We start from the raw sequence: 19,814 nt of genomic DNA, 5'->3' as shown, positions 1-19,814 counted from the left end.
CTGGCATGGAAAAATGCGGCCGGGAAGAGCAAATATGCGACATCGCCGGCGATTTGGCCGATCAAACCGTGGGAACGGCTGCGGGTAATGCAAAAGAGAGGCTCATAGGCGACTGAAATTCAATGTTGAAAATGGCTTAGGAATGGACGATCAGGCCACGAAAAAGGCGGCGTTGCACGAGGCAGGCGCCGCCCTTATCTTGGGAGGAATGTCGCATTCATTACATGGTCCGGTGTTTGTTGTCGTCCGTGCTCGGCCAGCCGATGTCCTTGCGAATGTCGAAGGGCATGGCTTCGATTTCACGGGCCGTCTGCCAGCGCGTCCAGGCGAGCACAAGCTTGCGGGCATAATGTGCCAGGTCGAAGCGGCTTTCGCTGGAGGTGAGGGACTTACCACCACCGCGATAGGTGAGAGTGGTCATTTTCCGGTTCCTTTCTAGGGTCTGGGGCATGGTCGTCAATGGGAGGTTCGTCCATGTCCATGATCCTAATATGGGCCTTGAAAACTCATCATTCAAACGAATAGATCTTATGGATAACATCAGAGATATTGAATGATCGTTGCGTGCCCGCCGGCCGTCTGTGGCACCTTTGCAGCCTGGCATCGAGCTTAATCCCCCGGCTTTCCGTGCAGGGGGATCGCAAATCTGCAGCTAAATATGATGCCGAAATGCGTGAGAGGTTTCGGACGACATCACGCTCTATTTCTTTGATTTAGAATCCCGGTTCAAACTTTAGGCCGGTCCGGCCTAAAATTGTCGGATCTAGTGTGCAGCGGCCGGGGTGATGATCCCGAGATTGCCAAGCCCGACGACGATCAGCTGGACTGCGACTGCGGTCAGCAGAATGCCGAAGACGACCTCCGAGACGATCATGGTAACTGGCTTCATACGCTTGGCGAGCTTGTCGATGTTGGTGAACACCAGATAGTCCAACGCGCCGACGATCAGGATCAGGCCGATGACGAGTATCGCGCTGGCGATCGAGACGACTTCGCCCGACGCGATGATGATGACCGTAATGCCGACAGGATTGAGCAGGTATGGGACCGCAAGCGGAAATACGGCCAGCTTGTCCGGATCGACTGGCGCCGCAATGTCGTCATGCGGCTTTTCTGTCGGTCCTGATGCCATCTTGATGGCGATCAGCGCGAGGATGATACCGCCGGCGACGGCGACGGCGCCGCCCGTGATGTGGAGAAGCCGCATCAGCAGAGCGCCGGTGGCAAAAAGGATCAGTGCCGTGACAACGGCGATCATAACCATCTGGCGGCCGATGCGCACTTTGGTTTCGGTATCGAAGGCGTGGGTCTTTTCCAGAAACGGCACCAGGGCAATCTTCGGCCCCATGCCGATCAGAAGCAGCAGCAGAAGTTTTCCGACGAGTGCGGCATCGATGACTGTGAAATCCATGGAACGTGCCCTCTAAATTTGTGACGCGGAAATCGAGACCCTCCCCGCCCGGGGGAGGATAGTGACGAAGAGAACCAAACGAACTCGCCAGTTTTTCTGCGAGCACTCAGCGCGGGCATACGTCCCAGAAGCCCGTCGTCTTGGCGGGCGAGGTGTAATACCAGCATTGACCGGATTGCGGCGGCGTGCCTGCCAGTGAAACGGCCGCAGCTCCGGCGACGAAGCCGATGGCAGCACCTGCGGCGATGGCGGTCCCCGGACGCCAGTAGCGGCGAGGGGTGACGACCACGACACCGCGCCGGACGGGCGGGCGAACGACGGGAGCGGTTCGGCGTCCGACCGCAGCGCATCCGCGTGGTCCGCAGGCTGCAGCGCCGCAGCCTCTCGGACCACATGCCGCCACGCCACGACGGGCGGCTTCGGCCGTTGCGGGAACGAGGACGGGCGCGCTGACCGTCATCATGACGGCAAGTGTCGCAAGCATGTGCGATAGGATGACCAGGATCTTCATTTCATTTCCTCCCATTGCTCTCGTGTTTCGTTTCATTGCCTAAAAGCGCCGGCCTCAGGCCGGGCCCGCAGCGGTGGCCGCGTTGTGAGCGGCGAGCGTCTGCTGGGCAGCGGCTGCAATAGCGTCGTCCCTGCCGCCCGAGACCTGGACAGTCGGCACGGCGAGCTTAATGCCGTTTTCGTTGAACGCCTCATGGATCATCCGCAGGGCCCGCCGCTTCAGCGTGAACTGCTGGCCCGGAAGCGTCATGACCTTCATCCGCAGGAGCAGGCCTGAGTCGCCGAGGCTGTCTATCCCCTGCATCTTCAACGGCTCGATCGTCGTCGGTTTGAACTCCGGATCCTCGAACAGTTCCAGGCCGATCTTCTTGATGATCTTGCGGGCCTTCTCGATGTCGGAATCGTAAGTGATGGTGATCGTCATCTTCTCGATCGCCCAGTCGCGGCTCATGTTCTGGACTGCTCCAAGCTCGCTGAAGGGCACGATGTAGACCGCGCCGCGCTGGTGCCGGAGCTTGATGGATCGCAGGCTGAAGGACTCGACGGTGCCCTTGTAGCTGCCGCTTTGGATATACTCTCCCACTCTGAAGGCGTCATCGAGCAGGTAGAACATCCCGCTGATCACGTCCTTGACAACAGTCTGCGCCCCGAAGCCGATCGCGACGCCAACCACGCCGGCGCCTGCGATCAGCGGACCGATTTCGACCCCCAGCGATGACAGTGCCATCATGATTGCGACGGCACTGAAGAGGATCATCAGGAAATTGCGAAGGATCGGTAGGAGTGTTCTGAGACGCGTGCGCCGCCGCTCTCGTTCGCTACCGACTTCCAGGACGGCCTCGGTGTCGCCGAGCTTGCGATCGATCAGCACTTTCACGACGCTCCAGGCAAGATCGACGACCAGAAGAATGATCCCGGCGCTGAGGAGGCCACGCACGAGGCGTAGAAGCGGCGAATCCTGCATCGTCATTTGCGTCAGCCTGATATCGAGCGCATCGGCAAGCAGGATGATGGCGCCGACGATCAGCGCCGCCCTGATGCCGCGCTCGACGATCACCGAGACGACGGTGCCTTTCTTGTGGCCGTCCTCTTCGTCCGTGGAAGAGCGCAGAATATTGTTGACCGACGCCTTGGTGAGGGCGATGGCACCGGGCAGGGCGGCGCAGACCACGGCGATCCAGAACAGTCTCATGGCGCCGACCACCCACAACAGCCAGACGGCAACGAAATAGACTGTCCAGAGCCAGTTCCGCGTCCGCAGGCCGATCCGGCTCGCTTGACCGGCAGCCAATTGAAACGGCCGTCTCCAGACGGCTTCGATACCGATGAAAAGCAGCACGAGGCCGAGAGAATAGGCGGCGAGCTGTCGGGCCGGGACCGAAAAGCCGAGAGTACCGAGCAGGCGGATGCTCACCCAGCCAAAGGCATACCAGCCGACGAGATAGCCCAGGCGTTTTGCCCAGTGGCCGGCGGTATCGCTTGTGATCGGGACGACACGAAATCCACCCCCTTCCTCCGCCCGCGGCGCCAGGAACACGTCGAAAAGCGCGCTCGCCAGACGGAAGACGACAATTGCGAAGAGGTACCCGACGACGATCTCCCTGATGACTGGCGGCCATTGGAACAGCAGGAAGAAGCCAATGCTGCCGAGACCGAACGAAAGGACGTAACATGCCGCCCACAGAAGCCTCGCAGTCAATGCGGTCACTCTTTCCAGAACCGTCGCATAGGGTGCACGTGCCATCCATGAGCGCCAGCCGGCGCTGATCCACCAGAACAGCCATTGCGCGGCCAGCCCGACGGCGACGAAGGCCGCGACCAGGAAGATCGGCCGCGTCCCGCCGTTCGCCTGGACGTCCTGGTCGAGTATGGCCGCACCACGCATCATCTCCGAAGGAAAGGACTGGATAGCCCCGAGAAGGTTGGAAGCGTGGACACGGAACCGCATCGTGAATTCCGAGAATGAGGGCTCGGCGTTCGGCGTTGCGACGGGTGGTTCCGTTACTGCCTTTGCTGCTTCCGATTGCTGCTGCAGGAAGCGCTGGACGTCAGGATCAGAAAACATGCCGATAAAGCGCTGGACACTTTCAGGCTGTGGGCTCGCAGGCGTGGCGCTCTGCGCCACGGCACTGGAGGCACAAAGGAGAATGGACGCCAGGATGGCCCCGGCGAGAAGCGGTCTAACCATGCGGATCTTGGAAAGTGGTAGCATCGTCTATCCTGATCTCGATGAAGCTGTTCCGTCTGCCGGTTGCTGACGCGCTATTGCCTGCATGTCTCCTTCGATCGACCTGCGGCAGTGCACTCGGATGCCTTCGGCTGCCTACCCACGGGACCCGTGAGGCCGCTGACCTGGCCGGCGTAATTATCTCTGGTATCCGCATCGACGACCGCGACCGGGGCGGCCAGGATCAGGCCGGCTGCACTGCCCGCCGCCGCCGCCGTGCTCGTCGTCGCGGCGAGGATCTTATCCCCGAGCCCGACCTTGCTGTCGGTCAGCGTCTGGCCGTCGGAAATCCGCGCGCCGATGAGCTGAACGACCTCCGGCGATTCCGCAAATTTTCCGTGGTTCAGCCTGTCGCCCGCCTTGACCTTGGTGAGGTCGATGACTGTGATCTGGCTGTCGGCCAGTTCCTTCTTGAAGGGGGCCTGCTCGGGATCGATGGCGCCGAGTCTGGCGACGTCGCCCCATACCCTGCGCGATACAGCGAGCGCGCGATCGTCTCGCGAAACGAACAAGGTGAACTTCGGATGCTGCTTGCCCATGTCGACGATCTGCTGGCGGAAGACATCGACATCCACGTCGGGCGAGGCCAGCATGACATTCTCGAATTTGGCAGGGAGGCGGCCGTTGCGGATCGCCATCTGCCGAAGCGCTTCCAGCGCCAGCCAGTTCCCCATCGAATGCGCCAGGATCGAGACTTCCTTCACCTCTGGATCCTTCGCGAGATACTGGAAGAGCATCTCCAATGCGTTGCGCGTGTAGTTGGTGCTCTCCCTGTCATAGCCATATGCGAGCAGACTTCCGCGCGACGGCCACGTCACCAGCACGGGCGCACTGTGGACGCCAGAATCCTTGACGATCTGAGCGAAGCGATAGACGGAATCTTCGAAACGGTTGTTGAAGCCATGGATGAACACCAGCACGCTGCGGTCGCGGCTCTTCCTGACAGAGGCGCTCAGCCATTTCTTGGCGTCGTCGCGCGTGATCTCCTCGGCTTTCAAGGTTGCGAAGTCCGTTGCCGGATTGGATGGAAGCCTTTTCGGCCAGGCGACTTCGCCGATCTTGCGGACGTTCGCAGGCGGGATGGATACGGTGATGTCGGCAAAGGCCGGGGCGAGTGCGCGTTCGCCCGTGAACATTTCGCCTTGGATCGTGGAGCGGCTGCGCGTCGTGGTCACGAGCATGGCGACCTTGGTGGCGTTCGGCGCGCTATCGGCAACCGGGATGAGCACGTTCTTCGGGTGGCCTCCGCATCCGGCCAATGCGCAGAGCAGCAGCAGAGCCGATATCCATTTCAAACCCAGAGCATTACCTAGTTTCTCCGAGCCACGGAAATGCTCTGTCTTTTTGTTTTCACGCAATTCCGGACGCAAAACCGCTGCGCACTTTTGCTGGAATTGCGCTAGGGAAGGGCTTGGTTGAATTCGGCCGTCAAGACATTTTGCTGTGCTCACTGGCGTTCCTCATAGCCCTGTCAAGTTTGTACGGGCCTCGACGCCGCACGCCGCGGCGGTCGAAGTCGGCACTGAGGTCAGACTATGCGAAGACGAGATGGCGTGCCCGTATGATCGGGTATGTTACGGTCGGGGAGACAGTATCAGCGAGGTTGCAGGTCCGAGGTGGCGGCAGTCGACGCAATTGCGTCGGGATCGGGCACCGTCATCCCCGCTTTGCGAAGTCCTTCGATCAGACGATCGCGATCTTCGGGCTGCATGTTGCGCATTGCGAGTTCCGTTACAATGTTCGGCAGGAAGTCTGGTCGCATGCCGACGAACACCTGTCCTTCCCGGCGGGCGTCGTCCATCATGCCAGCTTCTGCGTAGATGATGGCGGCAACAACATGGAAGAGAGGGAACTTCTGCATGTTCGCCTGCCTGATCTCCAGCACGGCGGTGTGGTTGTCGCGGAGCATGTAGGCGGCCAGGGCTCGCGTTCCGTGGTAGAAGCCGCCGCTGCCTGGATTGAGCGCGATGGCCTGGTCCAGCAGGCTTGCTCCACGTTGCCACTGGCCAGCGATCGCAAGCCGCGTTCCGAACTCGCCCATCAGTTCGGTGTCATTGGGATTGGTGGCGAGCGCCTGCTCGCCCACACGAAGTGATTCAGCCAGCTGCCTGTCGAAGAACAGCGCCGTCATCAGTGCTTGAAGTCCGCGCGTATTGTTCGGATCGATCTGGGTTGCGCGCCTGGCGGCATCGAGTGCACGCTGTATGGCTGAATCCTGGCCTGGTGTCGGATTGAACTTGTACCGGTCCTCATCGAGATAGACGATCGACAGCATTGCCCAGGCGGTCGCATAGCTCGGAAACCGCGCGACCGCAGCTTCTAGGCAATCCCGGACGCGCGCATGCGCTTCGGCGCTCAGTTCCGAACGATAGGCATAGAAGCGCAACGTGCACTCATACGCGCCGAGGTCGTCCGGCGGCGGACCGGCGGAGTCGATCTGTGCCATGACCCCGTAGGGTTGGGCGATGGCGGTCGCGACCTTTCTGGCGACATCCGTCTGGATCGCAAACAGGTCTCCCGATGCGAGATCATTGTCATAGTTCTCCGACCAGAGGATCTCGCCGTCCGAGGTATCGAGCAGTCTCGCCGTCACACGAAGACGCTTGCCCGACGTGCGTACCCCGCCGGCAAGGAGGTAGCGTGCGCCGAATTCGGCCCGAATCTCCGATGCGTCCACATCCGCGGGGAGGGACTTGGACGTTTCGCGGCCGAAGACCTTGATCTCCTTGAACCGTGGCAGGATGGTCATCAGTTCCTCGGTCAGGCCAGCCGTGTAGAGCTGTGCCTCCGGCCCTTCGCCGAGATTGGCAAAGGGAGCGACCACGAGGGCCGGACGATCGGGCGACAGGCTTGCAACGCGTTCGAGCGACGGAGCGGGAGATCGCGTCCCGATCCAATAGAGCGAAATAGTCACCGCAGCGAGCGCAGCAGCACCCGGCAACAACACCCGCCTTGCGCGCCACCAGCCTCCGGGGCGGACCTCAGAGGGCGATGTTTCGCCAGCGTCTTCGTCTCCAATTTCGGCTGACTCCGGACAGGACCAGGCGAAGGTTGGAACATATCCGCCTTTGGGGATGTCGATCCTGACAGGGTCATGCTGCCCGGCGACGAGATAATAGCGCTCGAGCGACCGCCGCAGCCGTCCGGCCTCGATCCTGACCACCGGATCGTCCTGGGTGAAGCCGGGATCCCGGCCGAACACCTCGATCGCGATCGAATAGGCTTTGATCCGGTTGCCCCGACCCTCGAGGGTTTCCGAGACGACATAGCGGAGAAACGCTGCCGCGCGACCGACGCCCGGAAATTCAGGGCTGGAGACGACACGTTCCAGTTGCTCGCTGATATCGTCGGCTTGAGGCGCCGGCCTTGAAGAAATGGGTGCAGCAGACCCCTCTGCTGGTATCGATGTCTGCATGTCTGTCCCCAATCCCCCGTGGAGTCACATCGCTGCCAGACCGTATGTTACGGTAACATACTCCACGAACCGATCGTCGTCCATGAAGATCGGGATCTGGCACACGTTGCAGTGGCGACGTCTCGAATGCCGGTAAGGAGTGGACCATGGACGAAGACGTGACCGCAGTCCGTCGGCAGTTTCCAGCCAGGATCAAGGCGATCGACGATCTCTCTGCCCGCAGTGAGGATTTTCGGGAAATCTGCAGGGACTTTGCCGACGCCCAATCGGCGCTGCAAAAATGGAACGTCTCAACCGATCCGAAACGCGAGGAGCGCGTCGTCGAATACCAGGAACTGATCGCCGAACTCTCCAAGGAGATAGAGGGCGCGCTTGACGCCTCGGTACCGCCAACCGCTCGCTGACGAGGCGAGACTACGCACGCGGCAAGCCATCGCGAGGCGTATGTTACGGTTACCTACTTGCGTTCCATCGCCCGGCAACGACCATCGCGACAAATGTCCGGCGCTGAAACTTTGCGCTTCCACGAAACGAAACGCCTCCGAAGGATATTGCCGTGGTTTCCGAAAACTTGGACGAGCCTGCCATTTCCCCAACGCCTCGGAATCCCCTCCGCAGGATAGCACTCATCATCGTCCTTTTGGCGCTCGCCCTGTTCGTTCTCTCCATCTTCATGGAGCGGCGCACGCCATCAACCTCACAGGCTCAGGTCCAAGCCTATATCGTCGGCATCGCGCCCGAAGTTACCGGCCGGGTGGTGGAAGTCGGCGTTGCCGACAACTCGCGCGTCGAGGCCAATCAGATTCTCTTTCGTATCGATCCCGAGCGCTATGAACTCGCGGTCAGTGAGGCCGAGGCGGGCCTTGCAAGTGTCGGCCAGTCAATGGGCGCGTCAACGGCTGCTGTCGATGCGGCGCAGGCAAAGCTCGTAACGGCCCAGGTCGATCGGGACAATCTTCGCGAACAAGCTGCGCGCGCCGCAGAGCTGCAAAAGAGGGGCGTGTATTCCCAAGCGCGGGCTGATTCAACCAAATCGGCTTTCGGTCAGTCAGAGGCGGCCGTCACCGGTGCTGAGGCTGAGTTGGCCAAAGCCAAGGAGCAGCTCGGGCCGAGCGGAAATGACAATCCGCAGCTCCGGGCAGCTCTGGCAGCGCTCGAAAAGGCACGACTCGATCTGGTGCGGACCACCGTTCAGGCACCTTCGGCCGGGGTCGTGACCAACCTCCAACTTACAACCGGTAAGGTCGTGTCGGCCGGACAGTCAGCCATGACCTTTATCGATGTCGGAACGATCTGGATCACCGCCGCCTTCAAGGAGAACAGCCTCGAGAAGGTGGCAGTCGGCAACCGGGCGGAAGTCCTTTTCGACGCGCTTCCCGGCCGGTTGTTTCCGGCGCAAGTCGAGAGCGTTGGTTTCGGCGTATCGCAAGGCAGCACGGACCCGAACACCGGACTGCCGACGATCCGGAGCGATAGCGGCTGGGTCCAGGAGCCGCAGCGGTTTCCAGTCCGGCTCATCATCGAGGAGGCGCAGAGGCCCAAGGACGGCGTACGCTACGGATCGCAGGCGACCGTCGTCATCTACACCGGCGACAACCCGGTCACCAATGCCTGGGGATCGCTCTGGATCCGCATCATGTCGGTGCTGACCTATGTCCGCTGAGAGGAGCCCCGCGGTCGAGGAGCAGAAACGCAAGGGGCTGCGGGTTGCGTTCGCGGTCTCGATCGGCTTTACGCTCGCAGTCTATGCGGGGGCAATCGTGCCCTTCCTCGGTCCGCTCTTTGCCGCCCAGTTTCTGCTCGGAAGTTCGCGGCCGATGCCGCTCGGAAAGACCATCGGCGCGGCGATGATCATCCTGATCGTCGGGATGGCAATGATGGTTCTGACCAACGTGCTCGGCGCCCGTCCGGCGCCCTTCCTTCTGATCCTGGGGCTGACCTATTTTGCGTGCTTCGCCGCACAGTCGACGGGAAAGGGAGGACCGGCCGTCTTTCTCGTGCTCGTCGTTTCGATCATCGTGCCTCTGCTCGGCATCCTGAACAAGGAGCTCGCCAATTCCATCCTGTCCATCCTGGTCGCCGGGGTATTATCAGGCACGGTTCTGATGTGGTTCGCCCATGCGGTCTTTCCCGAGCCGTTCTCCCAGCGGGTCGAGGTGGTGGCAATCGACGAGCGGCCGCCGGCCTTACTTCGGGCACTGGCAAACACGGTCATCCTTCTGGGCTCCGTCGTGATCTGCCTGACGAGCGACAACCTGACCGCTGCGGCGGTCATTCCGATCACCGTGGCGTCGCTGCTCGGGCAGCTCGATGTTGCCGCGAGCGCGCGGACGGCGATCGGGCTCGTGCTCGTCAATCTCTTCGGTGGCGTGCTCGCCTCCGTTGCCTATGCCGCGCTATCGCTGCGCCCCAATCTCCTCTCGATCTTCCTCATTGTTCTCGTCGTCGTCCTTTTCATCGGTGGGCGCGCGGCTGCTCGCTCGAAGGACGCGCCGGTGTTTGCCGGCGCCCTGACGACCTTCCTGATCCTCTTCGGCCTCGGGGTCTCGCCTCTGCCGGGGAGTGCTGCAGAATCCTTCGTCACCCGCATCGTCTATGTCGCAGCGGCATTGATCTACGCGCTGCTGTTTGCCGCGATCCTGTGGCCGCGGACAAGGGAAACGAAGAGGATATCGGCATGACATTTCCTCGCCACTGGAATGAATGTAAGTATATGTGAATATACTAAAGCCGGCAGCCTACACACCATGTCTGACCGCAAGGAGGATTTGAGATGGCTAGACCTCATGCATTGTTACTCGCCACGGGACTGTTCCTGCCTTTTGCGGGGTTCCCGTTTTCGCCACATCCGATGCCGACCGCCGCCGCCCAGGAGCCTGCCGCTTCCAGTCCCGTCGCTGCGGAAGACGACGCGCCGGCACCGCTGAGCGAGGACGAACTCGAAATCCTGGTAGCGCGGATTGCACTTTATCCGGACGAACTGGTCGCGCTCGTCACATCGGCGTCGCTCTATCCGCTGCAGGTCGTGGAAGCAGCCCGGTTTCTCGAAACCTTGAAGAAGCAGCCCGAGCTCAAGCCGAAGACGACGTGGGACGGCAGCATCGTATCGCTGCTGAACTATCCTCGGATCGTCACGATGATGAGCGAGGATCTGGACTGGACGCAGTCTCTCGGAGAGGCGCTTTCCTACCAGCAGAAAGACGTTCTGATCGCCATACAGCAACTGCGCGACAAAGCGGTCGCCGACGGCATCATCAAGACCGACGACAAGATCAAGGTCAGCCAGGAGAACGACAACGTGGTGATCGTCTCCGCCAGTCCCGACAAGATCTACGTTCCGCAGTATGCGCCGGAGATGCTGTATGAACCGAACTATGTGGCCGCGCCGATCGGCTACTATTCCGAGCCGTATCCGAACTACTACTATCCGACCGCCACCTTTTTTGCCGGCGTGGTGACGGGAGCAGTGTGGGCCGCCGCCGTCGACTGGAACCGTTGGGGTGTATGGGGCGGGCGCTGGAACGGCAATGTCGATATCGACTGCAACAACTGCTTCAACAACATCAACGGCAAAGTGAATATCAACGACGTCGACTGGAAGAAGGTCGACCGCAGCAAGATCGGGTTCGACAGTGCGCAGTTCAACAAGATCGACCGCAGCTCCTTCCGGACCAGTATCGAGGCGAACGGCAACAACAGGGTCGGAGCAAGAGGCAACGACCGTGCGAACACGGTCCGCGACCAGCCAGGCAAAGTCAGCGTCAACGATGTCCGCAAGAGCAAGATCGATGCGGACAGGGTCAATGCTGCTCGCAACAAGGCAGGCAATTCGGGAGTGGCTCCCGGGGGCGGGAAGGGCGCGCAGGCTGCGCAGAACCGCAGACCCGAGGCGAGGACGCCGAACAGGGCTGCCGAAAACGCAAGGCCCGGGGTCAACGCCAAACGCCCGGTCGCAAAGCCGAAGCCTGCGGCCCGGGTCGACAGCCGGCCGAGAAAGCCGTCGGCCCTCGGCCAGGTCGACAGCGGCAGACGCGCCGAGATGCAGTCCAACCGCGGCAGACAGGCCATGGCCGGAGGCAATCGCGGCGGCGGTCGTGGAGAAATCCGCCGCGGCGGTGGTGGCGGCGGCCGTCGTCGATAACCGGAAGATGGAGGAAAGTCATGACCAAGTCAGTCAGAAACATGCTTCTGGGTTCGGTGTTCGCCTTTGCGGCTCTCGCCACCAATCCGGTTCCGGCATCTGCAGCGGAGCCATCCGATGCGACCGTCATCTCGGGCTTCGCCGCGCAGAGCGATCCGCCCGTATTCGAGACGGCGGAACAGGCCATCGACGCTTTCAAGGCGGCCTTGGCGGCCGACGACTTCGACAAGTTTACGGCGCTGCTGGGTATCGATGCAGCGAAAGCAAAGGCAGGCGAAGGGGTGATGGACACCTACGCACAGATCCGGGACGGCACAAGCAAGAAGATCGTCGTCAAGGACGTCGATGACCGCAAGATCATCGAGATCGGCGACAAATTATGGCCTCTGCCATTTCCGATCGTGAAGGGCGACGATGGCAAATGGGGTTTCGACACCTATGCCGGGTTCGAGGAGATCATCAATCGTCGCGTCGGCGAGAACGAATTGCAGACCATCGACACGATGCAGGCCTATGTCGACGCCCAAAAGGAATATTCTTCCGCCGATCACGATGATGACGGCGTCCTGGAATATGCCCAGAAACTGATCAGCAGCGACGGCAAAACCGACGGTCTCTATTGGTCGCCTGATCTCGGCGAAGGTGATAGCCCGGCGGGCAATGCCCTCGAAGACAATGCGGCGCTTGATAAGGCCAAGGCCGGCGAGGGCTATTACGGCTATCGCTACAGGATCATCGACGGCCAAGGGCCGAACATCGCGGGTGGAGAGTTCGATTATGTGATCAACGGCAATATGATCGCGGGATTTGCCCTTATCGCCTGGCCGATCCGATATGGCGAAACCGGCGTGCACACATTCGCGGTCAACGCGAACGGCACGGTCTACCAGGCCGATCTCGGCAGGGAGACCGAAAAAATAGCTGCCGGCGTCAGGACCTTCAACCCGGGTGACAATTGGGACGTGACTGCCGATTGAACACGGTCGCGCGTGTTGGGAACCAAGTCTGCTCCACCTCGTTGCCGCTTGGTACCTGACAATGTTGCAAAGGAGGAAACGATGATTTCCGCAGAGCAGATCCGTGAACATATGGAAGTGCGGGCTGCCGACGGCACCCATGTCGGCACAGTCGATCATCTCGACGGCACCACCCGCATCAAGCTGACCAAGATGGATTCGGAGGATGGCAAGCACCACTTGATCCCGATCGATTGGGTCGATCACGTGGACGCACACGTCCATCTGTCTAAGAACGCCAGGGATGTCCGGATGCAGTGGGCTACCATCAACTGACAGCCGGTCGGCTGCGGCTTGCGGGCCGCAGCCTCCTTGGAACAGCATGATCGGAGCACGATGTCGTCCAAAAACCACTCACTCTTTTCGGCAAAAGGAGCCCGCCAATGTCGAAGCAATTGAAGAGGGGCGATGAGGTAAGCTGGAATACCAGCCAGGGAAAGACCGAGGGCAGGGTGGTCAAAAAGCAGAGCAGTCCGACGAAGATCAAAGGCCACAGCGTGAAGGCATCGAAGGCCGAGCCGCAATATATCGTCGAGAGCGACAAATCGGGAAAGCGCGCGGCACACAAGCCTGAGGAACTCAAGAAGCTTTGACGCCAGCGGCCGTTCTGTTCGAGCAAAAGGAGATCGATATGCCAGCCAAGTCCAAGGCCCAGCAGAAGGCGGCAGGCGCCGCACTTTCGGCCAAGCGTGGCGAGACGCCGAAGAGCGAACTCAAAGGCGCCTCGAAACAGATGGTGGAATCCATGAGCGAGAAACAGCTCGAGGAATTCGCATCGACCAAGAGGAAGGGCAAACCCCAACACGTTTCGAAATGAGAGTGTCGAACTGGCGGCAGAGCGGGTTCAGCGCTGCCGACAGGTCGGAGATATTGCCGTTCGAGGCGCGGACGACAAGCGTTGCCTACTGTTCGCAGCGCAGGACGTTCCCCTCTCCCAGACTACGGGGGCATAACCGGAAAAGCGGCTGTCGGTGAGGCCAGATTGGCTGTTCGTCTGTAGTCCGTGTATGAGTCTGACAGAGGTCTGGGGCAATTGCCCGTCAGCTACAAGACCGCATCGCGCTAAAACGGAGTTCGAGATTGGCCGTCGCTTTCACCAAGGAAGAGAGTTTCGAAACCGCTTCGGAAACCCTGCTGCCCGATCGTCCGATTTCTCCGCATCCGAACCTGGTCACGGAAGCGGGATTGAAGGCTCTGGAATTACAGTTCCAGCAGGCTCGCGAGGCCTATGACGCTGCGAGCCCCATCGAAGACGTGAACGAAAGGCGGCGGCAGGCGGCCAGTCCTTTGCGTGATCTTCGCTACTTAGCGGCAAGACTTCGCACCGCTCAGCTCATGCCTTCCCCCACGTCAATCGATACCGTCGCCTTCGGCACCACGGTGACTTTCCGTCGTGACGACGGGCGGGTGCAGACCTATCGCATCGTCGGGGAGGACGAGGCTGATCCGAAGGCCGGATCGATTTCCTATGTCTCGCCAGTCGCACGGCTTTTGATGGGCAAGGCTGTCGGTGATATGGTGGAGACAGGCGGCCAGGAACTGGAGATCATCGCCATCGCGTAGGAGAGCGCTATTCGCGTAGCCCTCTCATTATTTTGGTACCGTACGGTACTTTATTTATCGAACATTTACCATCCGTGGCTAGAACGATGACATTCCATCATCGAAAGTCATGCTCATGGTTAGCGCAATTTCCAGTTCTGCATCCACCATTTTGAGTTCAGCCGCTTCCACCTCGTCTTCCGGTTCTTCAGACCAACTTGCCTCTCTCGAGGCGCAGCTTGCCGAAAAGCAGGCAGCCCTGTCGGAAACGCAGGACGAGCAAGAGAAGGCCACGATCGAAAAATCTATCGATACGCTGGAGGCGAAGATCGCCAAGCTCGAAGCGAGCGAGAGCAGCCAAACTCAGGCGTCTGCTGCATCGAAGCCTGCCGGTGACGTTCCGAAAGAACTTTCCGGCGAAAGCGAGCGTATCGGCACGACGAATTTTGACGAGACCAGCGAGTTCGGCAGCCGCACGGCTTACGTCTGATAAAAGCGACCCGGTCACCGGGATGATGCCGCATTTTTGAGTGATGCATCAAAGACGGCGCTGGGCCACGGTGACGACTTCGCGCGTCAGATCCGCCAGGCGGTCGGCGGCGAGGCGATTTATCTGCCAGTAGAGCGAGACATCGAGCGGAGTGTCGGGCACCAGCTCGACTAGCCGTCCGGATGCGAGGTGCTCGCGGGTCAGCTGTGTCGGGTTCATTCCCCATCCCATGCCCGAAAGGCTCGCCTCGACGAAGCTCTGCGGCGACGGCAGCCAGTGGGTGGGATAATCGAGATCGCGTCCGAACGTTCGCCTGATCCAACTGCTCTGCAGCCTGTCCTTCTGATTGAAGGTGAGCGCCGGAGCGTTGCGGATCGCCTCTGATGTCACGCCCTGTGGAAAATGGCGCGCGACGAAATCGGGCGTTGCCGTGGCGTGGTAACGCAGAACCCCAAGGGCAAAACGCCTGCATCCGCGGACCGGCTTTTCCAGGCTGGTGACGGCGGCGATCACCCGCCCGCGCTGCAGCCATTCGGCGGTGTGGTCCTGATCGTCGACGGCGATATTCAGCAGATAGGAAGAGCTTTTGGCAAAATTCGACATGGCCTCGACGAACCATGTCCCGAGGCTATCGGCATTCGTCGCGATTTGAAGCGTGACCCTTTGGCGTGGTTCGTTGGGATCGACGAGGGCCGGCAGCTGCCCGAAGAGTTCTGCTTCGAGCATGCCGACATTTTCCATATGGCGGCAGAGCCATTCTCCCTTTTCGGTCGCCGTGCACGGCGTGCCTCTGACGATGAGGACGACGCCTAGACGCTCCTCGAGTTGCTTCACGCGCTGGGAAATGGCCGAAGGCGTGACGTTCAGCACGGTCGCAGCTCTTTCGAAGCTGCCTGTCTGGACAATGGTTGCAACTGCGCGAAGAGCGGGATAGTCGAGCATGGATTAGTTTCACTTAATCTGGGTAAGCTGGATTAATTAGCCTAATTCTTGAAATAACGATAGCGCAACCTCACCGAAATGAGGGGCGTTGGCCGAAGCGATGAATTTTTCGATCTATGGAACCGGCCTGATGATGGGCCTCAGCCTGATTGTCGCCATCGGCGCGCAGAACGCCTTCATCCTCCGCCAGGGCTTGCGCAACGAACATGTCTTCGCCGTCTGCCTCGCATGCGCGGTATCGGATGCCGCGCTGATCGTGCTTGGCGTGACCAGCCTGCAGCAAATAGCCAGGTTCATGCCCTGGCTCGATCCGGTCATGCGCTACGGCGGAGCCGTATTTCTGGTCTGGTACGGGGCAAAAAGCCTCTATTCCGCCTTGCGGTCGTCCGCCGCTCTCACGGCTGGGGAAGCCAAAACGTCGAGCTTCCGGCAGACGCTCACGACTTGCCTCGCGCTCACCTGGCTCAATCCGCACGTTTATCTCGACACGGTCGTGCTGCTCGGCACGATATCGACCCGATATCCGGGAGAGCAGGCTTCTTTTGGGGCAGGGGCGGTGACGGGTTCCTTCCTGTTCTTCTTTTCGCTCGGATATGGCGCTACACGGCTGCGGCCGATCTTCTCGAAACCCTCATCCTGGCGCGTGCTGGAAACGCTCGTCGCTTTCACGATGTGGATCATCGCCTTCAAATTGCTGGGCGGGACGTGATCGCCGTTCGGCTGTCGGTCAGCCGGTGCGGCGCAGGTCGAGCGGACGTTGCAAGTGGCCCGGCATCGATCTGAGCAGATCGTGAGCGGATTCAAAGCGATCAAGCGTCTCTACCGCGTCCCATCGCACGCGCGGCGCTCCGGGACGGTCAACTCTAGCTCGCGCTGACAATCTGCCAGCAGATGTGGCGGAAAACGCCTTAGCTCCCGGAGCGCATGCTCATGGTTCGCATCCCTGCGCCTCTGCGACTTGAATGCGGAAAGGGCCTGTACGATATTCCAGATGCTTGTTTGAGACATGTCGGGCCTCCTTTGCTGCATTTAGCTGCCGACACCCGGAATATGGTGGTCAATTGACATTCAATCAAACAAAATGATATGGGGTTATAAATCAGAAAAATTGAAAGATGCGACGATGAGCATTCCATTTCGCCGTCCCATTCCGCTGCTTGACAACGAAGTGCTGCGTACCTTCGTGGCGATCGCCGAGACAGGCAATTTTTCGACCGCCGCAGAGGCGGTCTTCCGCACGCCGTCGGCGGTATCGATGCAGATCAAGAAGCTTGAAGAACAGCTGGGGGCGACGCTCTTTCTGCGCGACGCCCGCTCGGTATCGCTGACGCGCCACGGCGAGATGTTGCTGTCCTATGCCCGCAACATCCTGGCGCTATCGAACGAGGCGGTGTCGCGCTTCATCATGCCGGAGCTCAGCGGCGTCGTGCGGCTCGGTGCGCCGGAGGATATCGGCGAACGGCTGCTGCCGAGCATCCTGAAGAGTTTTGCCGAAAGCTATCCCGGCATCATGGTCGATGTGACGATCGACATGAGCATTGGGCTGAAGAAGCGCATGGAGGAGCAGCGGCTCGACCTGGCCTTGATCAACTGTGCGACACGGCCGTTCCCGACGGGCGGAGAGGTGGTGTTCCGCGAGCGGCTGGTCTGGGCCGGCGCCAAGTGCGGTTCGGCGCATCGCCGCGATCCGCTGCCGATCTCGATCTGGGAGGATGGCTGCATCTGGCGCCAGGAGGCGCTCTCCCAGCTCGAACGCAACAAGCGGCATTATCGCGTCGCCTATCTCAGTGGCCACACGATGGCGCAGCGCGCCGCCGTGCTTTCCGATCTCGCCATCGCGCCGCTGCCGCTGTCCTATGTTAATGAAGACATGGCGATCCTCGGGCCCCAGGAAGGGCTGCCGGAGCTCGGCGCCTTCGATATCCGCCTGCTGACCGCCTCGCAGGTGTCGGGGCCGATCGAGACGGTGGCTGACAGCATTCGCGGCGCTTTTGCTGAGAGAGCCAAGGCGGTCGCTGCCTAGCTGTATCGGACAGATTATGCGCCGATCGAAAGCGATAGCGCGTCCTATGGGACGCGTGTCTCTAGCGGGTATATTTATAGCCAGTGAACCTTTTGGTTTGTCGTGCGTTATTGGCGCGGGACGGCAATTGTCGCCGTTCGGGGTTGATTTCAAACAAGGATATCCGAGATGACGACAACGGCCAAAATTGCCGCAGCTTTTATGGTTCTTCTTGCCCTTTCCTCCTGCGGTAATACGATCCGCGGCATCGGAAAAGATACGGCAAATACCGTGAACGCCACGCAGGACGCCGGCCGCTCAGTCGACCGCGCCGCGAAGAAGTAACGACCGTTCAGATCGCTGCTAGAATCGCCGGATCAGGTGCTGACCCAGGGGATCAACTATCGGCCGCGTCCGGATCATCCTAACGGATGACCGGGGGATAAAGCTTTTCCAGCCCGCCGGATCGGTCGAGACCGGTCCGGAAGGCCTGGTAGGCGGGATGTTGGCTGGAGCGGGCGGTTTCCATCAGCCGGATCTGCAGCCGGTCCGGTGCATGACTTCCGAGCCAGATTCCCAGATTTTCGAGCTTCAGCGAGTTCAGGAAACGCGATCCGGCGGCGAGATCGAGATGGCGGCGCAGGCCGTCGAGTAGGTTGTCGTCCTGGGCGGCGTTTTCCATGAGCAGCGCCAGGTATGACTTGTCGGCCTCCGACAGCGAGGCGAGCTTTTCCGCAACGGTATCGCGGTCGGGAAAGGGAACATTGCCTGTCATCTAATCGTCCATGCTTGATCGTGTTTTGGCCGTTATAAGCTCGCCTTAACCTTCTCGGCTACATCGAGTGGCACCCATTTCGTCCACAGGCTCTCGTAATTGCGAAGGAAATAGATCGCGGCATCCTCGTTGCTTGCGCGGTTTTCGTCCTGCCAGGCGAGCACCTGGTTGATCGTCGCATTGTCCCATTTGCGGGTCTTGAGATAGGTCGTGACAGGTCCGGCGCGGCTGGCGAAAGATCTGGTCATCAGTGTGAAGGCGCGCGAGACTGGGTAGGAATTGAGCTCGGGCCTGACACAGCCGGCAACCGCGGTACAGCGGTCCCATTCGCTCTTGTTGTGGCCGACGCCGAAGCTAAGGCGCGTCATGTCGTATTTGCCGAGGATGGCAGTCGGCGCCCAGTAATAACCGAGCCAGCCGATCTTGTTGTCGAAGGCACGGGCAATCGAGGCATCGAGCCGTTCGGGGCTGCCGGTCTCGACAAGCTCGAAGCTCTTCTTGTCGGCGGCAAGCGCCTTGAACAGGTTGGCGGTTGATATCTGGCAGCTCCAGTCGGCGGGACAGTTGTAAACTGCGCCCTTCGACGGGTCGTCCTCGGCGGGGAAGAGTTCGGGATGTTTCAGCGCGCCTTCGACCGAGCGGATGTCGGGGTGGGCGTCGGCGATGAATTTCGGTATCCACCAACCCTCGACGGCGCCGTCGGCAAGGATTTCGGCCCCCTGCACCAACCGGCCGCTGTTGACGGCTTGATCGAGCAGGGCCCTGACGGAATTGATCCAGTATTCCGAGGCGATGTCGGGGGTGCCTTTCTCATTCATCGAGGCGAAGGTCGGCAGAGTGTCGCCATCGACAATGGTGACGGAACAGCCGTATCCCTTTTCCAGGATGATCTTATCGAAGCTCGCCGCAATGCCTGCGGAGGCCCATTTCATTTCGGCGATCGAAACGCTGCCGCATTCGGCGGCTTCAGCCGGCGCGACGATAGAAAGAGCCGCGGCAAAGACGGCCGGAATCAGAAACGTCTTCATCGTCATTCCCCGAATTCTTCTTAGGTGGACGTGCAGCAGGCTCTGAAATTCACCGACAAATCTCTCCGAGCACCCGAATGCCGGGGCGATACCGCAACAGGCTTTCCGGTTCATAGGCAAGCCATGTTCAACAATGGCGTGTTATGACGGAGCCTACGCGTTCGCTCGCAGAAATCAACTATCTTCTGCTCATGGTTGCGTGACTAAATTATTGAATTCGAAGAATTTATGTCGGCATCTTCAAAATGGCGCCCTTGCGCGAAATGCACGCCCTTGGTGATTTTCGGCGGATCTTCGGCAGAAATTTCGACGAGA

23 protein-coding genes are annotated in these 19,814 nt (G+C 60.3%); 13 read left to right on the top strand and 10 right to left on the bottom strand.

Annotated features, from left to right (window positions below; genetic code table 11):
* Positions 1 to 220: 220 nt before the first annotated feature.
* The 6 genes from AC244Q_RS11835 to AC244Q_RS11810 all read right to left on the bottom strand — a co-directional run bounded on the left by AC244Q_RS11835 (position 221) and on the right by AC244Q_RS11810 (position 7,563).
* Positions 221 to 421 (bottom strand): hypothetical protein, encoded by a 201-nt coding sequence (locus tag AC244Q_RS11835; protein WP_026157393.1) that lies wholly within the window; start codon positions 419 to 421, stop codon positions 221 to 223.
* Between the two features lie 342 nt (positions 422 to 763).
* Positions 764 to 1,411, bottom strand: coding sequence for a MarC family protein (locus tag AC244Q_RS11830; RefSeq protein WP_017994400.1), 648 nt, complete (start codon positions 1,409 to 1,411; stop codon positions 764 to 766).
* A gap of 106 nt (positions 1,412 to 1,517) precedes the next feature.
* Positions 1,518 to 1,922, bottom strand: coding sequence for a hypothetical protein (locus AC244Q_RS11825; RefSeq protein ID WP_017994399.1), 405 nt, complete (start codon positions 1,920 to 1,922; stop codon positions 1,518 to 1,520).
* A gap of 54 nt (positions 1,923 to 1,976) precedes the next feature.
* Positions 1,977 to 4,133 (bottom strand): mechanosensitive ion channel family protein, encoded by a 2,157-nt coding sequence (locus tag AC244Q_RS11820; RefSeq protein ID WP_017994398.1) that lies wholly within the window; start codon positions 4,131 to 4,133, stop codon positions 1,977 to 1,979.
* 50 nt (positions 4,134 to 4,183) lie between these two features.
* Positions 4,184 to 5,599 carry an alpha/beta hydrolase gene (locus AC244Q_RS11815; RefSeq protein WP_113545862.1) on the bottom strand — a complete coding sequence of 472 codons (1,416 nt, stop codon included), beginning with the start codon at positions 5,597 to 5,599 and terminating at the stop codon, positions 4,184 to 4,186.
* Between the two features lie 143 nt (positions 5,600 to 5,742).
* Complete coding sequence (locus AC244Q_RS11810; protein ID WP_017994396.1) at positions 5,743 to 7,563, bottom strand: adenylate cyclase; 1,821 nt, start codon at positions 7,561 to 7,563, stop codon at positions 5,743 to 5,745.
* 146 nt (positions 7,564 to 7,709) lie between these two features.
* On the opposite strand from AC244Q_RS11810, the gene AC244Q_RS11805 reads away from it, so the two are divergent.
* From AC244Q_RS11805 to AC244Q_RS11760, 10 genes are all read left to right on the top strand, one after another.
* A complete protein-coding gene (locus tag AC244Q_RS11805) occupies positions 7,710 to 7,967 on the top strand; it encodes a hypothetical protein (RefSeq protein ID WP_012757863.1) in 258 nt (85 codons plus the stop codon).
* A gap of 152 nt (positions 7,968 to 8,119) precedes the next feature.
* The gene (locus tag AC244Q_RS11800; protein WP_113545861.1) at positions 8,120 to 9,226 is read left to right on the top strand and encodes an HlyD family secretion protein; all 1,107 of its coding nucleotides are present in this window, start codon (positions 8,120 to 8,122) and stop codon (positions 9,224 to 9,226) included.
* Complete coding sequence (locus tag AC244Q_RS11795) at positions 9,216 to 10,244, top strand: DUF2955 domain-containing protein (RefSeq protein WP_113545860.1); 1,029 nt, start codon at positions 9,216 to 9,218, stop codon at positions 10,242 to 10,244. Before AC244Q_RS11800 ends, AC244Q_RS11795 begins: the two co-directional genes overlap by 11 nt.
* A gap of 92 nt (positions 10,245 to 10,336) precedes the next feature.
* Positions 10,337 to 11,704, top strand: coding sequence for a DUF3300 domain-containing protein (locus tag AC244Q_RS11790; RefSeq protein WP_113545859.1), 1,368 nt, complete (start codon positions 10,337 to 10,339; stop codon positions 11,702 to 11,704).
* Positions 11,705 to 11,724: 20 nt separating this feature from the next.
* Entirely contained in the window at positions 11,725 to 12,681 is a 957-nt protein-coding gene (locus AC244Q_RS11785) for a DUF2950 domain-containing protein (RefSeq protein WP_113545858.1), read from the top strand.
* 81 nt (positions 12,682 to 12,762) lie between these two features.
* Entirely contained in the window at positions 12,763 to 12,996 is a 234-nt protein-coding gene (locus tag AC244Q_RS11780) for a DUF2171 domain-containing protein (RefSeq protein WP_003540582.1), read from the top strand.
* A 107-nt stretch (positions 12,997 to 13,103) separates the two neighbouring features.
* Entirely contained in the window at positions 13,104 to 13,313 is a 210-nt protein-coding gene (locus AC244Q_RS11775; RefSeq protein WP_012757857.1) for a hypervirulence associated TUDOR domain-containing protein, read from the top strand.
* Between the two features lie 38 nt (positions 13,314 to 13,351).
* Positions 13,352 to 13,537 (top strand): DUF3008 family protein, encoded by a 186-nt coding sequence (locus AC244Q_RS11770; protein ID WP_003560205.1) that lies wholly within the window; start codon positions 13,352 to 13,354, stop codon positions 13,535 to 13,537.
* A 263-nt stretch (positions 13,538 to 13,800) separates the two neighbouring features.
* The gene (greA, locus tag AC244Q_RS11765; RefSeq protein ID WP_128407601.1) at positions 13,801 to 14,283 is read left to right on the top strand and encodes a transcription elongation factor GreA; all 483 of its coding nucleotides are present in this window, start codon (positions 13,801 to 13,803) and stop codon (positions 14,281 to 14,283) included.
* Positions 14,284 to 14,392: 109 nt separating this feature from the next.
* Positions 14,393 to 14,752: a hypothetical protein gene (locus AC244Q_RS11760; protein ID WP_113545856.1), complete on the top strand. Its 360-nt coding sequence runs from the start codon at positions 14,393 to 14,395 to the stop codon at positions 14,750 to 14,752.
* Positions 14,753 to 14,800: 48 nt separating this feature from the next.
* Here the strand turns inward: AC244Q_RS11760 and AC244Q_RS11755 are convergent, their stop codons facing one another.
* Positions 14,801 to 15,694, bottom strand: a complete 894-nt coding sequence (locus tag AC244Q_RS11755; protein ID WP_017994389.1) for a LysR family transcriptional regulator ArgP — start codon at positions 15,692 to 15,694, stop codon at positions 14,801 to 14,803.
* Between the two features lie 100 nt (positions 15,695 to 15,794).
* On the opposite strand from AC244Q_RS11755, the gene AC244Q_RS11750 reads away from it, so the two are divergent.
* Positions 15,795 to 16,403 (top strand): LysE/ArgO family amino acid transporter, encoded by a 609-nt coding sequence (locus tag AC244Q_RS11750; RefSeq protein ID WP_032996659.1) that lies wholly within the window; start codon positions 15,795 to 15,797, stop codon positions 16,401 to 16,403.
* Positions 16,404 to 16,513: 110 nt separating this feature from the next.
* Here the strand turns inward: AC244Q_RS11750 and AC244Q_RS11745 are convergent, their stop codons facing one another.
* Positions 16,514 to 16,702 carry a hypothetical protein gene (locus tag AC244Q_RS11745; protein ID WP_012757852.1) on the bottom strand — a complete coding sequence of 63 codons (189 nt, stop codon included), beginning with the start codon at positions 16,700 to 16,702 and terminating at the stop codon, positions 16,514 to 16,516.
* A 73-nt stretch (positions 16,703 to 16,775) separates the two neighbouring features.
* On the opposite strand from AC244Q_RS11745, the gene AC244Q_RS11740 reads away from it, so the two are divergent.
* Together AC244Q_RS11740 and AC244Q_RS11735 are read left to right on the top strand one after the other, a co-directional pair.
* Positions 16,776 to 17,717 carry a LysR family transcriptional regulator gene (locus tag AC244Q_RS11740; protein WP_017960848.1) on the top strand — a complete coding sequence of 314 codons (942 nt, stop codon included), beginning with the start codon at positions 16,776 to 16,778 and terminating at the stop codon, positions 17,715 to 17,717.
* A 168-nt stretch (positions 17,718 to 17,885) separates the two neighbouring features.
* On the top strand, positions 17,886 to 18,041 hold the full coding sequence (locus AC244Q_RS11735; RefSeq protein WP_003560194.1) for an entericidin domain-containing protein: 156 nt from the start codon (positions 17,886 to 17,888) through the stop codon (positions 18,039 to 18,041).
* Positions 18,042 to 18,120: 79 nt separating this feature from the next.
* On the opposite strand, the gene AC244Q_RS11730 is transcribed toward AC244Q_RS11735, so the two are convergent.
* Both AC244Q_RS11730 and AC244Q_RS11725 read right to left on the bottom strand, forming a co-directional pair.
* On the bottom strand, positions 18,121 to 18,471 hold the full coding sequence (locus AC244Q_RS11730; protein WP_017994387.1) for a hypothetical protein: 351 nt from the start codon (positions 18,469 to 18,471) through the stop codon (positions 18,121 to 18,123).
* A gap of 32 nt (positions 18,472 to 18,503) precedes the next feature.
* Complete coding sequence (locus AC244Q_RS11725; RefSeq protein ID WP_206641144.1) at positions 18,504 to 19,505, bottom strand: glycine betaine ABC transporter substrate-binding protein; 1,002 nt, start codon at positions 19,503 to 19,505, stop codon at positions 18,504 to 18,506.
* Between the last annotated feature and the right edge of the window lie 309 nt (positions 19,506 to 19,814).

It is taken from the genome of Rhizobium sp. CB2179 (assembly GCF_057653455.1).
The sequence above is the reverse complement of the archived record's forward strand: the minus strand, read 5'-3'. Positions and strand labels throughout refer to the sequence as shown.

What these genes read in the sequence shown, in the direction of transcription:
- AC244Q_RS11835 (WP_026157393.1), bottom strand. Translation starts at nt 421, where the DNA reads ATGACCACTCTCACCTATCGCGGTGGTGGTAAGTCCCTCACCTCCAGC.
- AC244Q_RS11830 (WP_017994400.1), bottom strand. Translation starts at nt 1,411, where the DNA reads ATGGATTTCACAGTCATCGATGCCGCACTCGTCGGAAAACTTCTGCTG.
- AC244Q_RS11825 (WP_017994399.1), bottom strand. Translation starts at nt 1,922, where the DNA reads ATGAAGATCCTGGTCATCCTATCGCACATGCTTGCGACACTTGCCGTC.
- AC244Q_RS11820 (WP_017994398.1), bottom strand. Translation starts at nt 4,133, where the DNA reads ATGCTACCACTTTCCAAGATCCGCATGGTTAGACCGCTTCTCGCCGGG.
- AC244Q_RS11810 (WP_017994396.1), bottom strand. Translation starts at nt 7,563, where the DNA reads ATGCAGACATCGATACCAGCAGAGGGGTCTGCTGCACCCATTTCTTCA.
- AC244Q_RS11805 (WP_012757863.1), top strand. Translation starts at nt 7,710, where the DNA reads ATGGACGAAGACGTGACCGCAGTCCGTCGGCAGTTTCCAGCCAGGATC.
- AC244Q_RS11795 (WP_113545860.1), top strand. Translation starts at nt 9,216, where the DNA reads ATGTCCGCTGAGAGGAGCCCCGCGGTCGAGGAGCAGAAACGCAAGGGG.
- AC244Q_RS11790 (WP_113545859.1), top strand. Translation starts at nt 10,337, where the DNA reads ATGGCTAGACCTCATGCATTGTTACTCGCCACGGGACTGTTCCTGCCT.
- AC244Q_RS11785 (WP_113545858.1), top strand. Translation starts at nt 11,725, where the DNA reads ATGACCAAGTCAGTCAGAAACATGCTTCTGGGTTCGGTGTTCGCCTTT.
- AC244Q_RS11780 (WP_003540582.1), top strand. Translation starts at nt 12,763, where the DNA reads ATGATTTCCGCAGAGCAGATCCGTGAACATATGGAAGTGCGGGCTGCC.
- AC244Q_RS11775 (WP_012757857.1), top strand. Translation starts at nt 13,104, where the DNA reads ATGTCGAAGCAATTGAAGAGGGGCGATGAGGTAAGCTGGAATACCAGC.
- AC244Q_RS11770 (WP_003560205.1), top strand. Translation starts at nt 13,352, where the DNA reads ATGCCAGCCAAGTCCAAGGCCCAGCAGAAGGCGGCAGGCGCCGCACTT.
- AC244Q_RS11760 (WP_113545856.1), top strand. Translation starts at nt 14,393, where the DNA reads ATGCTCATGGTTAGCGCAATTTCCAGTTCTGCATCCACCATTTTGAGT.
- AC244Q_RS11755 (WP_017994389.1), bottom strand. Translation starts at nt 15,694, where the DNA reads ATGCTCGACTATCCCGCTCTTCGCGCAGTTGCAACCATTGTCCAGACA.
- AC244Q_RS11750 (WP_032996659.1), top strand. Translation starts at nt 15,795, where the DNA reads ATGAATTTTTCGATCTATGGAACCGGCCTGATGATGGGCCTCAGCCTG.
- AC244Q_RS11745 (WP_012757852.1), bottom strand. Translation starts at nt 16,702, where the DNA reads ATGTCTCAAACAAGCATCTGGAATATCGTACAGGCCCTTTCCGCATTC.
- AC244Q_RS11740 (WP_017960848.1), top strand. Translation starts at nt 16,776, where the DNA reads ATGATATGGGGTTATAAATCAGAAAAATTGAAAGATGCGACGATGAGC.
- AC244Q_RS11735 (WP_003560194.1), top strand. Translation starts at nt 17,886, where the DNA reads ATGACGACAACGGCCAAAATTGCCGCAGCTTTTATGGTTCTTCTTGCC.
- AC244Q_RS11730 (WP_017994387.1), bottom strand. Translation starts at nt 18,471, where the DNA reads ATGACAGGCAATGTTCCCTTTCCCGACCGCGATACCGTTGCGGAAAAG.
- AC244Q_RS11725 (WP_206641144.1), bottom strand. Translation starts at nt 19,505, where the DNA reads ATGACGATGAAGACGTTTCTGATTCCGGCCGTCTTTGCCGCGGCTCTT.